12 protein-coding genes are annotated in these 13,693 nt (G+C 73.0%); 4 read left to right on the top strand and 8 right to left on the bottom strand.

Annotated elements, in window-relative coordinates; translation table 11 throughout:
• Positions 1-10: 10 nt before the first annotated feature.
• From D3273_RS10075 to osmF, 5 genes are all read right to left on the bottom strand, one after another.
• Entirely contained in the window at positions 11-2,104 is a 2,094-nt protein-coding gene (locus D3273_RS10075; RefSeq protein ID WP_129226081.1) for a molybdopterin-containing oxidoreductase family protein, read from the bottom strand.
• Between the two features lie 21 nt (positions 2,105-2,125).
• Positions 2,126-2,851 carry an ABC transporter permease gene (locus D3273_RS10080; protein ID WP_129226278.1) on the bottom strand — a complete coding sequence of 242 codons (726 nt, stop codon included), beginning with the start codon at positions 2,849-2,851 and terminating at the stop codon, positions 2,126-2,128.
• Positions 2,852-2,916: 65 nt separating this feature from the next.
• Positions 2,917-3,867, bottom strand: coding sequence for an ABC transporter ATP-binding protein (locus D3273_RS10085; RefSeq protein ID WP_129226084.1), 951 nt, complete (start codon positions 3,865-3,867; stop codon positions 2,917-2,919).
• Positions 3,864-5,054 (bottom strand): ABC transporter permease, encoded by a 1,191-nt coding sequence (locus D3273_RS10090; protein ID WP_129226086.1) that lies wholly within the window; start codon positions 5,052-5,054, stop codon positions 3,864-3,866. The genes D3273_RS10085 and D3273_RS10090 overlap by 4 nt, the downstream gene beginning before the upstream one ends.
• On the bottom strand, positions 5,051-5,977 hold the full coding sequence (osmF, locus tag D3273_RS10095; protein WP_129226089.1) for a glycine betaine ABC transporter substrate-binding protein OsmF: 927 nt from the start codon (positions 5,975-5,977) through the stop codon (positions 5,051-5,053). Before osmF ends, D3273_RS10090 begins: the two co-directional genes overlap by 4 nt.
• 206 nt (positions 5,978-6,183) lie before the next feature.
• Here osmF and D3273_RS10100 point away from each other — a divergent pair, with 206 nt between their 5' ends.
• A complete protein-coding gene (locus D3273_RS10100) occupies positions 6,184-6,666 on the top strand; it encodes an NUDIX hydrolase (RefSeq protein ID WP_165359449.1) in 483 nt (160 codons plus the stop codon).
• Between the two features lie 27 nt (positions 6,667-6,693).
• On the opposite strand, the gene D3273_RS10105 is transcribed toward D3273_RS10100, so the two are convergent.
• The 3 genes from D3273_RS10105 to gshB all read right to left on the bottom strand — a co-directional run bounded on the left by D3273_RS10105 (position 6,694) and on the right by gshB (position 9,916).
• Positions 6,694-7,929, bottom strand: a complete 1,236-nt coding sequence (locus D3273_RS10105) for a HAMP domain-containing sensor histidine kinase (RefSeq protein WP_129226090.1) — start codon at positions 7,927-7,929, stop codon at positions 6,694-6,696.
• Entirely contained in the window at positions 7,926-8,660 is a 735-nt protein-coding gene (locus D3273_RS10110) for a response regulator (protein WP_129226093.1), read from the bottom strand. The genes D3273_RS10105 and D3273_RS10110 overlap by 4 nt, the downstream gene beginning before the upstream one ends.
• A gap of 308 nt (positions 8,661-8,968) precedes the next feature.
• Positions 8,969-9,916 (bottom strand): glutathione synthase, encoded by a 948-nt coding sequence (gene gshB, locus D3273_RS10115; protein WP_129226096.1) that lies wholly within the window; start codon positions 9,914-9,916, stop codon positions 8,969-8,971.
• A gap of 227 nt (positions 9,917-10,143) precedes the next feature.
• On the opposite strand from gshB, the gene D3273_RS10120 reads away from it, so the two are divergent.
• Genes D3273_RS10120 through D3273_RS10130 form a run of 3 tightly spaced genes read left to right on the top strand, consistent with a single transcriptional unit; the run spans position 10,144 to position 13,654 of the window.
• Positions 10,144-10,809: a gluconate 2-dehydrogenase subunit 3 family protein gene (locus D3273_RS10120; protein WP_129226099.1), complete on the top strand. Its 666-nt coding sequence runs from the start codon at positions 10,144-10,146 to the stop codon at positions 10,807-10,809.
• The gene (locus D3273_RS10125; protein WP_207210752.1) at positions 10,806-12,356 is read left to right on the top strand and encodes a GMC family oxidoreductase; all 1,551 of its coding nucleotides are present in this window, start codon (positions 10,806-10,808) and stop codon (positions 12,354-12,356) included. Before D3273_RS10120 ends, D3273_RS10125 begins: the two co-directional genes overlap by 4 nt.
• 5 nt (positions 12,357-12,361) lie before the next feature.
• The gene (locus tag D3273_RS10130) at positions 12,362-13,654 is read left to right on the top strand and encodes a family 1 glycosylhydrolase (RefSeq protein WP_129226101.1); all 1,293 of its coding nucleotides are present in this window, start codon (positions 12,362-12,364) and stop codon (positions 13,652-13,654) included.
• The last annotated feature ends 39 nt before the right edge of the window (positions 13,655-13,693 follow it).

The raw sequence follows: 13,693 nt of genomic DNA on the forward strand, positions 1-13,693 counted from the left end.
CCGCGCCGCTTCACCCGTCCGCCAGCGCCCGGATCGTCACGGCGTTGTCGTGCACCGCGGCGCCGCCGAGCGGGGGCGGCGCGTCGGCGCCCGTGAGGGTGTTGATGCCGCGGCCGTCCGCGTGGGCGCCGTTGGGCCAGATCGATTCGGCGATCAGCACGCCGCGCCGCACCCCGTCGAACAGCTTGGCGTGGAGCCGCACCGCGCCGCGCGCGTTCGACAGCTCCACCGCCGTGCCGTCGCCGATGCCGAGGGGTGCCGCATCCTCCGGGTGGATCATCACGCTCGGCCGCTCCTCTTTGGCGAGGCCCGTGCGGGTTTCGGTGAAGGAGGAGTTGAGGAAGTTGCGCGCCGGGCTCGTCGTCATGCGGAACGGATGCGCGGCATCGGCCTCCTCGATGACGGCCCAATGGTCGGGGAAGGCCGGCATGGCGGACGCGTCGCCGCCGCCCGGCATGGCCGCCGCGGCGCCGGCCCAGTCGGGCCGGAACCGGAACCGCCCGTCCGGCCAGCCGAAGCCGTCGCGGAAATGCGCCCGGCCGGGATCTTGAGCGCAGTCGATCCAGCGCGCGTCCTCGAGCGCGGCCAGGCTGCCGCGCCCGGACGCCCGCAGCGTGTCGTCGATGAGGTCGCGGGCGCTCAGCGCGAAGGACGGGTGGTCGACGCCGAGGCGCCGCGCCAGGCCGGCCAGCACCTCGTGGTTCGACAGGCAGTCGCCCGGCGGCTCGATGAGCTTGGGGCCGAGCAGGATGTGGGTCTGGCCGCCGGCCTGGTACACGTCGTCGTGTTCGACGAACATGGTCGCCGGCAGCACGAGGTCGGCCATGCGGCTCGTGTCCGTCATCACCTGCTCGTGCACCACGGTGAACAGGTCCTCGCGGGCGAAGCCGCGCTTCACCACCTCCTGGTCGGGCGCCACCGACACGGGGTTGGTGTTCTGGATCAGCAGCGCCGTCACGGGCGGCCCGCCCCGCAGCGCCGCGGCGTCGCCGGTCAGCACCGCGCCGATGCGCGACTGGTCGAGGCTGCGGACGGACGGATCGCGCAGGTCCAGCCCCTCGATGGCGCGCTTGTCCCAACCGAACATGCCGGAATTGGTGTGCAGCGCGCCGCCGCCCTCGCGGTCCCAGGCGCCGAGCACCACCGGCAGGCAGGTCACGGCATGCATCGCCACGGCGCCGTTGCGCTGGCGCGCGAAGCCGTAGCCGATGCGGAAGAAGGTCGCGGGCCGGGCCCCGATGAGATGCGCGAAGGCGACGATGTCGGCGGCCGGCACGCCGCAGATGGCGGACGCCCATTCGGGCGTGCGGGACGCGAGGTGGGCTTCCAGGCCCGCGGGGTCGTCGGCGTAGCGGGCCATGTAGGCACGGTCGGCGAAGCCGTCGCGGAACAGGACGTGCATGACGCCGCAGGCCAGCGCGGCATCCGTGCCGGGGCGGACGAGGAGCTTCACGTCGGCCTGCTTCATCGTGGCGTTGTCGTACACGTCGACCGCCACGATGGGGGCGCCCCGGGCCTTGCGGGCCTTCACGGCGTGGGTCATGACGTTGACCTGGGTCACCACCGCGTTGGTGCCCCACAGCACGACGCAGTCGGAGCGCTCCATCTCGCGCGGGTCGAGGCCCGTCATGCGGCCGTGGCCGGCCTTGTAGCCGGCCCAGGACAGGGCCGTGCAGATGGTGGAATACTGGTCCGAATAGCGCTTGGCGTGGCGCAGGCGGTTGATGCCGTCGCGCTGCACGAGGCCCATGGTGCCGGCGTAATAGTAGGGCCACACGCTTTCGGCGCCGTGCCGCGCTTCCGCGGCGGCGAGCCCCTCGGCGGCGCGGTCCAGCGCTTCCTCGATGCCGATGGCGCGGAACTGGTTCGAGCCCTTCGGGCCGGTGCGCAGCAGCGCCGTCGTCAGCCGGTCCGGGTTGTGCACGCGCTCGGCGTAGCGCGCCACCTTGGCGCAGATGACGCCCGCCGTGTAGCTGTTCTCCGCCGCACCGTAGACGCGGCCCATCGTGCGCGGGTCGAGCACCTCGACCTCCAGCGCGCAGGTGGACGGGCAATCGTGCGGGCAGGCCGTGGCGCGGCGGGGCGGCTTCAGCGGGGCGTTCACGGGCGACGGCTCCTGGACGGATCAGGCGCGGCCGGCGCGGGCCGCGAGGCGGGCCTCGAGGAGGCCGAGCGCATCATAGACCAGCACGGCGAGCAAGCCCACGATGATGCCGCCTTGCAAGATGAAGGCCGTGTTGCCCGTCCCGAGCCCCGCCAGGATGACCTCGCCCAGGCCCTTGGCGGCGACCGTCGACCCGATGGTCGCGGTGCCGATGTTGATCACGGCCGAAAGCCGGATGCCCGCCAGGATGAGCGGCATGGCCAGCGGCAGCTCGACGGACAGGAAGCGCCGGCGCGGGTCGAGGCCCATGCCGCGCGCGGCGTCCATCACGGCGGCGGGCACGCCGTCGAGGCCCGCCACCGTGTTCTCGAAGATCGGCAGCAGCCCGTAGAGCACGAGCGCGATGAGGGTCGGCTCCAGCCCGAAGCCGACCAGCGGCACCGCCACGGCCAGCACCGCCACGGGCGGGAACACCTGGCCGACGTTCACCAGGGTGCGGCTGAGCGGCAGGAAATCGCGCCCCGACGGGCGGGTGACCAGCACGCCCAGCACCACCGCCACGATGGCGCTCGCGGCCGTCGACCCCGCCACGAGCGCGACGTGGTCGAGCGTGAGCTGGAGCAGGCTGCCCTGGTCGTAGATGGCGGGAGCGCCGTCCTCCGCGAGGAGCCGGAACGCGGGGGCGAACAGGCGCGGGGCGAGGACGAGCAGGAGCAGCAGCGCCGCGGCGCAGAGCCGCCCGGCGATCGCCGCCGGCGACGCGCGCCGGACGGCCCGGGTCCCCGCGACGCGCAGCGTTTCGCCCGAGCGGCTCACGCGGGGCGCCCGGCGCGGCGCAGCACGGCGGACAGCGTGAGGCGGCCGCGCGGGGCGCCGTCGGCTGCGACGACGGGGAGGCTGTCCACCCCCCGCCACAGCAGCAGGCCGAGCGCGTCCCGAAGGTCGAGCGTTTCCGGAACGGGGGCGACGTCGGCCCCGACGTCCGCGGGGCCGTCGTCCCGGGCGTCGGCCACCGTCAGCAGCGACAGGAGCTGGAACGGGCGGTCCGCTCCCCCCATCAGGCGCTCGACGTAGCCCGGCGCGGGGCGGGCCAGCAGCTCGGCCGGGGGCGCGTATTGCAGGAGGCGGCCGCGCTCCATCACGCCGATGCGGTGCCCGAGCCGGATCGCCTCCTCCATGTCGTGCGTGACCAGCACCACCGTGATGCCCAGGCGGCGCTGCAGGGCGACGAGGTCGTCCTGCGCCTTGGCGCGGATGAGGGGGTCGAGCGCCCCGAAGGGCTCGTCCATGAGGAGCAGCTTCGGTTCGGCCGCCAAGGCGCGCGCCACGCCGACGCGCTGCTGCTGCCCGCCCGACAGCTCGTGCGGGAGCTTCGCGGCGTAGACGTCCGGATCGAGGTCGAACAGGCGCAGCAGTTCGTCGACGCGGCGGGCGATGCGCGCCCGGTCCCAGCCCAGCAGGGCCGGGACGGTGGCGACGTTGCGCGACACGGTCCAGTGCGGGAACAGGCCGTAGCCCTGGATGACGTAGCCGATGCCGCGGCGCAGGGCCTCGCCCGGCACGGAAGCCGCGTCGCGCCCGTCGATCCGCACCGTGCCGGCGGAAGGCTCGATCAGGCGGTTGATCATGCGCAGCAGGGTCGACTTGCCGCTGCCCGAAGCGCCCACCAGCGCCGTCACGGTGCCGGCTTCGACCCGCAGCGACACGTCGTCCACCGCCAGGGTGTCGCCGAAGCGGCGCGAAACGCCCTCGATCTCGATCACGCGGGGGTCCTCCCGGCGGCCTCGGCTGCGGCGTCGAGCAGGACCGCGGCGGTGAAGGCCAGGACCACGGTCGGCACGGCGCCGAGCAGCACCAGGTCGATCGCCGCCTGGCTGGTGCCCTGGAACACGAAGGTGCCGAAGCCGCCGCCGCCGATCAGCGCCGCGACGGTGACGAGCCCGATGTTCTGCACCAGGACGATGCGGACGCCGGTGAGGATGACGGGCGCGGCCAGCGGCAGCTCGACGGCGCGAAGCCGCCGCGCCCCGCCCATTCCCATGCCGCGCGCGGCCTCGACCGCGTCGCGCGGGACGCCGTCGAGCCCCACCGCGGTGTTGGCGACGACCGGGAGCAGCGCGTAGAGGAATAGCGCCAGCCCGGCCGGCGCCGCCCCGATGCCGCGGATGCCGAGCGCGCCCAAGAACGGCACCGCCCCGGCGAGCAGGCCCAGCGGCACCATCATCAGCCCGTACATGGCGATCGACGGGATGGTCTGGATCACGTTGAGGGCGGGCAGCGCCGCGCCGCGCAGCCGGGGCATGCGCGCGCAGGCGACGCCGAGCGGCAGCCCGACCAGGAGGGCGGCGAACAGCGAGCCGAAGGCCAGCCCCCCGTGGGTGACGGCTTCCGCCCAGAATCCGTCGCGATGGGCGGCATATTCCTTGAGGATCGACAGGCCGTTCCACCATCCCGAGGCGAACAGCCCGGCCAGCGCCAGCAGCACGGCGCCGAGCAGCAGGACGCGGGGCCCGGGCCGCAGCGCCAAGCGCGCCGACCCGTCCGCCGCCATGATCCCGAAGGCCAGGAGCAGCGTCCAGAAACCCGCCGCGAAGCTCACGCGGGCATAGGGCATCCCGGGGAGCGCCACCGCGCCCGGCGCGAGCCCCACCAGGCCGGCCAGCGCCGCGAGCGCGACGAGCGCCAGGCCGAGGCGCGATGCCGGCGCGACGCGCAGGCAGGCGGCGAGGCCGATCAGGAGCAGGAGCAGCCCGCCCGCCGCGGCGGCGGCCGGCGGCAGCGCCGCCCAGAACGCGACGCCCCGCCCCGCCGCGATGCGGTTCGGCTTGAACGTCACCAGCGGCAGCGCCAGGGCCAGCGCCGCCAGCGCGGCCGGCACGACGCCCACGCGGTCGAACCCGGGGAAGCGCGCGCGCGGGACCCGCCCGGCCGCCGCCCCGCTCGCCGTCACTTCACGAGGCCCTTCGACGTCAGGTAGGCGCGCGCCACGTCGGCGGCGGGCTCGCCGTTGACCTGGATGCGCGCGTTGAGCTCCTGCAGGGTCTTCAGGTCGAGGCCGGCGAAGACGGGCTTGAGGATCTCGGCGATCTTCGGGTTGGCCTTCAGGACCTCGTCGCGGACGATCGGCGTCGGCGCGTAGACGGGCTGGACGTTCTTGTCGTCGTCGAGCACGACGAGGTCGGCCGCCTCGATGCCGCCGTCCGTGCCGAACACCATGGCGGCGTCGACGCCGTCGGTCTTCTGCGCGGCCGCCTGGATGGTGGCGGCCGTGCCGCCGCCCGACAGGACGAGGAGCTGGTCGGGCCTGAGCGTGAAGCCGTAGGCCTTCTGGAAGGCCGGAAGGGCGGCGGCGCTGTTGACGAACTCGGCCGAGCCGACGAGCTTGGCGGTGCCGCCGCTCGTCACCCACTTGCCGAAGTCGCTCATCGTCTTGACGTTGTTGGGGGCCGCCACGTCGGCGCGCAGGCCGATCGCCCAGGTGTTGTTGGCGGGCGCCGGGGTGAGCCAGTCGATGTGGTTGGCGTCGGAATCGAGCTGCTTGACGAGCTCGTAGCCCTTGGCGGCGTCGTGCCAGGCCGGGTCGTCGGGCTTGTTGAAGAAGAACGCGCCGTTGCCGGTGTATTCCGGGTAGATGTCCACCTCGCCCGCCGTTATGGCCTTGCGCAGCACCGGCGTGGTGCCCAGCTGCACGCGGTTCCTGACCGGGATGCCGTTCGCCGCCAGCGTTTGCGCGATCATGTCGCCGAGCAGGCTTCCTTCCGTGTCGATCTTGGACGACACCACGACGTCGGCGGCCAGCGCCCCGGACGTGGCGGCCAGCGGCGCGAGCGCCAGAATGGCCGCGGCGGCCAGCGGCTTCAAGGGCGAGATCATGTTCGACACTCCTGGTTTTGCGACAAGCCGACCCGAAGGTCGCGATTCCGACAGCCTGGGTCGCAGGACTACACGACACGTTCCGCCCCACAAGGCCCTATCTGTATGACGGCGCGGCGGCCGGCCGGCCGCCGCCCGGCCCCCCACCCTTCCCCGTCACGACCGTCCCCCCTCCGCCCGGATCGGGGCGCGCCCGCGATCCGCCCATGAAGCAGTTCAAGCCCAAGGTGAAGAAGCAGGTCGCCGCCCTGCCCGTCAGGCTCGACGCCGCGGGGCGGACGCGCGTGCTGCTGATCACGTCGCGCGAAACCAAGCGGCTGATCGTCCCCAAGGGCTGGCCCATGAAGGGCCACAAGGATTATCGCGCCGCCGCCATCGAGGCGCAGGAGGAGGCCGGCGTGATCGGCCGGGTCGGCAAGAGGCCGATCGGCAGCTACACCTACTGGAAACGGCGGCCGGACCATTTCGACCTGTGCCGCGTCAAGGTCTACATCCTGGCGGTGGAGCGGCAGCTGCCGGCCTGGCGCGAGAAGGGCGAGCGCCAATGTGCCTGGTTCCTGGTCGACGATGCCGCCGACCTCGTCGACGACGCCGGGCTCGTCACCATCCTGCGCGGCCTCGCCGACGTGTGGCCGCGGAAGGGCTCGAAGCGGGGCGAAGGCGCGGCGCGGCCCCCCGCCAAGGCGTGACGGCGGGGGACGGGACCGGGGCGCCCGTCACGTCGCCGGGAGGGCGATCCGGCATCGCAGCCCATGGGGCTCGCGGTTGCTCAGCGTGAAGGTGCCGCCGTGCGCCTGCACGATGGCCTGCACGATCGGCAGGCCGAGCCCGAAACCCGAAGGCTGGGGCCGCGCGCCGTCGTCCGTGCCGCGCCGGAAGGGCTGCATCACCTCGTGCAGCCGCTCGGGCGGGATGCCCGGTCCGTCGTCGCTCACCGTCACCGCCACGGTGCCGTCCGCCTCGCGGACCAGCTCCACCACGGCCTCGGCCTCGACCCGCGCCGCGTTGTCGACGAGGTTGCCCACGGCGCGGCGCAGCTCGTCCTCGTGGCCGCGGATCACGAAATGGTCGGGCCCGCCGTAGCGCGCCCGGTGGCCCATGTCGGCGGCCTCGTCGCACACGGTGCGCAGCAGGCTCGCGAGGTCGAGCCGCGCCGGCTCCCGCTCGATCGCCCCGTCGCGGATGAAGGACAGCGCGGCATGCACCAGCGCGTCCATCTGGCCGAGATCGCGCAGCATCAGGTCGCGCAGGGGCGCGTCCTCGACGAATTCCGCGCGGAGCCGCAGGCGGGTGATGGGCGTGCGCAGGTCGTGGCTGACGGCCGCCAGCATGCCGGTGCGCTCCGCCATCATGCGGGCGATGCGCGCCTGCATGCTGTTGAAGCCGCGCGCCAGGATGGCGATCTCGGCCGGCCCGTCCTCCGACAGCGCGCGGGGCTTGCGCAGCGACGTGGCGTCGCGGGCGAAGCCGTCCACCGCGTCGGCGACGCGGCCGAGCGGCGCCACGATGCCGCGCACCGCCCAGACCACGAAGAGCGTCGTCGACACCGCGACGAAGCACAGCGTCGCGAACGCGATCAGCGACGGGTCCGGCCCGCGCCTGAGCGACGCGCCCGTCACGGCGCTGAGAACCGTGCCGTCGCCGAGCCTCAGCGACTGGCGCCCGCCGGGGAGCGCCGCGCCCCGCTCCTCGGACCTCAGCCCGAGGTCCGGGTCGGCCAGCGCCACGGCGCGCAGCACCGCGGCCCGATCGGCGGGCGGGGCGGCCTCGACGAGCTCCACCGCGTGGTCGAGGCGGCTCACCATGCCGGGATGGAGCGGGCGGAACCAGCCGGCGCGGTTCAGCAGGAAGGCGCCGCTCATGCAGAAGTGGAAGATCACCGCCGACAGCGCCACGAGCAGGATGAGCTGCGTGGCGATGCGCCCCGGCAGGAACCGCCGGGCCCCCGTCACGGCAGGGTCTCGACGGCGGGGGAGAAGATGTAGCCGGACGACCGCACGGTCTGCACGAAATCGGGCTCGCGCGGGTTCTTCTCGATCTTCAAGCGCAGGCGGCTCACGACGATGTCGACGCTGCGGTCCTGGGACAGGCTCCCGGGCCCCTGCGTCAGGTCGAGCAGCCGCTCGCGCGACAGCACGCGGCCCGGATGGTCGCAGAAGGTGGACAGCAGGTCGAATTCCGCGCTGGTCAGCGCCACGCGGGCGCCGTCGGGGTCGGTGAGGCGACGGGCGCCGCGGTCCACCGTCCAGCCCGCGAAGCGCAGCACGCGGGCCGGGGCGGCGCTCGCGGGGGCTTCGGCGCCGGCGCCCTGGCGGCGCAGCACGGCACGGACGCGGGCCAGCAGCTCGCGCGGGTTGAAGGGCTTCGGCAGGTAATCGTCGGCCCCCATCTCCAGGCCGAGGATGCGATCCACATCCTCGCCCTTGGCGGTTACCATGATGACGGGCGGCCCGCCGGCGTTGCGCAGCCGCAGGCAGAGCGACAGCCCGTCCTCGCCCGGCAGGTTGATGTCGAGCACGATGAGGTCGGGCCGGCGGACCGCCATGCGGGCCTCCATGGCGGGGCCGTCGCGCGCCACCTCGGTGTCGAAGCCGTTGTCGCCGAGGTAGCGGGCCACGAGGGCGCTGATGTCCGGATCGTCCTCGACGATGAGGACCAGGGGGTCGTGTGCGTGGGTCGCCATGGATGTCCTCGTGCCTGCCCCCGCGGCCGCGCACGGCTGCATCCCGGTGCCGCGCCGCCGCAGGCCGTCCGGGGGAAGGGACGCGCCTTCCCGGCCGGGCGGGAAGCCACGACGGCCCGCCGGGAGGGGGCGGCGGGCGGCGGCGGGGCTCGCCCGGATCGTCCCCGCCGTGGGCGGCGCCCCGCCGGGGATGGGCGGCGCCCCGGCGGGGATGGGCAGCGCGACCTAGACGCGAATGTTGCGGGTTTCGTGGAGCCCTTGTTTCGGTGCGTTTCGGCCCGGTCGCGCCTTCGTTTCGGCGCGCGCCGTCAGCCCTGTCCCACCTTGCCCTCGATCGCGTCCCAGACGGCCTCGGACAGGTCCGGGCCGCCGAGCCGCTTGATCGCCCGCAGGCCGGTGGGCGAGGTGACGTTGATCTCGGTGAGGTGCCCGTCGATGACGTCGATGCCGGTGAACAGCAGGCCCCGGCGCTTCAGCTCCGGCCCAATGGTGGCGCAGATTTCGCGCTCGCGGGCCGACAGGTCGGTGGCGCCGGCGGCGCCGCCCCGCACCATGTTGGCGCGGATGTCGTCGGCGGCCGGCACGCGGTTCACCGCGCCCATCGCCACGCCGTCGACCAGGATGATGCGCTTGTCGCCCTCCGTCACCTTCGGCAGGAAGCGCTGGCACATCCAGGGCTCGCGGAAGGTGGCGGAGAAGAGGTCGAACAGCGAGCCGAAGTTCGGGTCCCGCACCGCCACCTTGAACACGGACGCGCCGCCGTTGCCGTAGAGCGGCTTCATGACGATGTCGCCGTGCTCGGCCCGGAACGCCTCGATGGCGGCGCGGTCGCGCGACACGAGCGTCGGCGGCATCAGCTCGGGATAGTCGAGCACGAAGAGCTTCTCGGGCGCGTTGCGCACGCCCGACGGGTCGTTGACCACCAGCGTCTTCGGGTGGACGCGCTCGAGCAGGTGCGTCGAGGTGATGTAGGCGAGGTCGAAGGGCGGGTCCTGGCGCAGCAGCACGACGTCGACCTCGCCGAGGTCGGTATGCCGGGGCTCGCCCAGCGTGAAATGGTCGCCCGGCTGGTCGCGGACGCTCAGCGGCTGCATCGGCGCGAAGACGCTGCCGGCGCGCTGCGACAGCTTTTCGGGCGTGTAATACAGCAGCGAGTGCCCGCGACCCTGCGCGGCGAGCAGGAGCGCGAAGGTCGAATCGCCCGCGATGGCGATGCGGTCGATGGGATCCATCTGGACCGCGACGGTGAGACCCATGGGACGTGTCCGAGCGTGAGGCCGGCGAGCCGGCGCGTGCGGGGCACTGTGCCGACGCGGGATCGTTCGTCAACTGCGGCCGTTCCCGGCGCGGCCGCGATACCGGTCGCCCACGACGGTCACGACAAATGTGAACCTGCGGCCATTCGGCCCCTCGACGCCCGGGACCGAAGCTCCATCTCGACCATTGTCATACCGCATCGCAACATGACCCCGGATCTGAGACCATGGACAAGGACACTTCAGCGGCCGTGCCGCGCCGCGATGGATCCGCGACCGCAGGCCTCCGGGACCACCGCTACCCTGCCGGCACCTTCGCGGGGCTGATCGGCACCCCCTTCGTCACCGCGCCGACCCGGGCCGCCCTGACGGCGCGCCTGGCCAAGCCCGCCGTGACGGCGCCGCGCTTCCTCGACGCGGGCGAGTTCGCCCTGCTCGGCGCCGTCTGCGACCGGCTGCTCGACCAGGACGGGGAGCGCCGCATCGACGTGCCCGGCGCCATCGACGCGCGCTTGGCGTCGGGCGAGACGGACGGCTGGCGCTACGACGAACTCCCGGACGACGGCAGCGCCATGAAGCGCGGCCTCGCGGGCTTCGACGAGACGGCGCGCGCCATGGCGGGCCGCGGGTTCCTCGAACTGCCGCTCGACGATCGCGACCGCGTGATCGAGGCCGTGCAGGGCGGCCACCCCGCCGGCCGCGCCTGGGCGGCCCTGCCCGCCAAGCGCTTCTTCGAGGACCTGCTGGCCGCCGCCACCGAGGCCTATTACGCCCACCCCCTCGCCCAGGAGGAGATCGGCTACGTCGGCTATGCCGACGCCCGCGGGTGGCAGCAGATCGAACTTGGACAGCGCGAAGCGCGCGAGCCCGAGCCCGTCGGAGCTGCGCTTTGAGCCGCATCCCCTACTCGCCCTCCGAGGAGGTCGACGCCGTCGTGGTCGGCACGGGCGCCGGCGGCTCGCCGTTGCTGGCGCGCCTCGCCGCCGCGGGCCTCAGTGTCGTGGCGCTGGAAGCCGGGCGGGTGCTCGACCCCGTCCGGGACTTCGCCCGCGACGAGGAAGCCCAGGGCTTCCTGTTCTGGAACGACGAGCGGCTGAGCGCCGGCGACGACCCGGTCGCCTTCGGCCGCAACAATTCCGGCACGGGCGTCGGCGGCTCGACGCTGCATTACACCGCCTACACGGTGCGGGCGCAGCCCGCCGACCTGCGGCTGAAGACCGATTTCGGCGTCGCCGAGGACTGGCCCTTCGACTACGAGGCGCTGGCCCCCTACTACGACGAGGTCGAGGCGACGATCGGCGTGTCCGGCCCTTCGCCCTACCCGTGGGGCCCGGCCCGCACGCCCTACCCCTTGAAGCCGCTGCCGCTCAACGGCGCCGCGCAGCTGATGCAGCGCGGCTGCGAGGCGCTCGGCATCCGGACGTCCCCGGCCGCCAACGCGGCGCTGTCGGGCTCCTACGCGACGGACGGCACGCATTTCCGCCCGGCCTGCCACAACTGCGGCTTCTGCCAGGCCGGCTGCGCCACCGGCGCCAAGGGCTCGGCCGACGTCACCTGGCTGCCGCTGGCGGTCGCGGCCGGCGCCGAGATCCGCCCGGAATGCTACGTCACGGGCTTCGAGCGCGACGGCACGGGGCGCATCACCGCCGTGGTGTACCGCACGCCGCGCGGCGACGAGCGCCAGCGCTGCCGGGCCGTGTTCCTGTGCGCCGGTGCCATCGAAACGCCGCGCCTGCTGCTGCTGAACGGGTTGGCCAACGGCAGCGGCCAGGTCGGCCGCAACTTCATGGCCCACACCGGCATCCAGGTGTGGGGGCAGTTCGACGATTTCGTGCGACCCTTCAAGGGCATCCCGGGCGGCCTCATCTCGGAAGACACCCACCGGCCGGCCGACGCCGACTTCGCGGGCGGCTACCTGCTGCAGTCGATCGGCGTCATGCCGGTCACCTACGCGTCGCAGGTGGCGCGCGGCCGCAAGCTGTGGGGCCCGCAGCTGCGCGCCCACATGCGCGGCTACAACAACACCGCCGGCATCAACATCCTCGGCGACTGCCTGCCCTACGGGCACAACTACATGGAGCTGTCGGACGAGCTCGACGCCCGAGGTCTGCCGAAGCCGCGCGTGCACTTCACCATGGGCGAGAACGAGCGCCGCATGACCGAGCACGCCGACCGGTTGATGCAGCGCATCTGGGAAGCGGCCGGCGCGCGGGACATCTGGTCCTTCCCGCGCAACGCGCACATCATCGGCACGGCGCGGATGGGCGCCGACGCGGACGGCTCCGTGGTGGACCCGGACGGCAAGGCGCACGACGTGCCGAACCTGTACATCTCGGACAATTCCACCTGGCCGAGCGCGCTCGGGGCCAACCCGGCCCTGACCATCATGGCGTTGAGCCTGCGCACCGCCGACCGTTTCCTGGCCAACCGCGGAGCCTGACAGCGATGCGGAGCTTCCTCGACACGCTGGACGGGCTGAAGAACGGCGGGCGCCCCGACGAGATGGCGGCCCGCGACGGCGCCTTCATGTTCGCCACCGGCATCGAATGCTCGTACCCGACCGTGAACAACGGCCGGATGCGGCGCGACCTGCTGGACGAATGCGGGCATTACGCGCGCTGGGCCGAGGATCTCGACCTCGTCCGGGCCATGGGCCTGCGCTACCTGCGCTACGGCCTGCCCTACCACCGCGTCCACCTCGGCCCCGGCCGCTACGATTGGAGCTTCGCCGACGAGGTGATGGAGGGCATGCGGGCGCGCGGCATCGTGCCGATCCTCGACCTGCTGCATTTCGGCGTGCCGGACTGGCTCGGCAACTTCCAGAACCCCGACCTGCCGGCGTATTTCGCCGAATATGCCGAGGCCGTCGCCAAGCGCTACCCCTGGGTCAAGCATTGGACGCCGGTCAACGAGATCTACGTCGCGGCGCGGGTCAGCGCCAAGGACGGCTTCTGGAACGAGCAGCTGACCAGCGACCGCGCCTTCGTCACCGCCATCAAGCACCTCGTCGCGGCCAGCCTGCTCGGCGGCCGCGCGATCCTGCGGCACCGGCCGGACGCGATCCTGATCCAAAGCGAGAGCGCCGAATACTTCCACGAGCTGAAGGCCGTCCCGAGCCGCGGGAACCGCATCGCCAACTACATGCGCTTCGTGTCGCTCGACCTGCTCTACGGCCGGCCGCCGGACGCCGAAGTCTACCGCTACCTGCTGGACAACGGCCTGACGAAGGGCGAGTTCGACTGGTTCATGGGCTTCGACGCGCCGGGCTACCAGGTGCTCGGCCTCGACTATTACGGCCGCAACGAGCGCATGCTAAAGCCCGACGGCACGGTGATCCCGGCCGAGGACGTGCTCGGCTGGTACCAGCTCGCGCGGCAATACTACCGCCGCTACCGCAAGCCGCTGATGCACACGGAAACCAACGTGTTCGACAAGCAGGCCGCGCCGGCCTGGCTGTGGAAGCAGTGGATCAACGTGCTGCGCCTGCGGGGCGACGGCATCCCGGTGCTGGGCTTCACCTGGTATTCGCTGGTCGACCAGATCGACTGGGACACGGAGCTGCGCGAAAAGAACGACCGCGTGGTGAACTGCGGGCTCTACGACCTCGACCGGAAGCCGAACCCGGTGGCGGCGGACTACCGCGAGATGCTGGCCGAATATGGCGGCATCGGCCCCGTGCTGCACGCCGGCTTCCTGACGCCGACGGACGCGCCGGCCCCGGAGCCGGTGGAGCCGTGAGGAGCGGGCTCGCCGAGGGCACCGGGCCCTCGGCGCCCC

Origin of the sequence: Lichenibacterium minor, assembly GCF_004137685.1 — a bacterium.
Taxonomy (GTDB): Bacteria; Pseudomonadota; Alphaproteobacteria; order Rhizobiales; family Beijerinckiaceae; genus Lichenihabitans; species Lichenihabitans minor.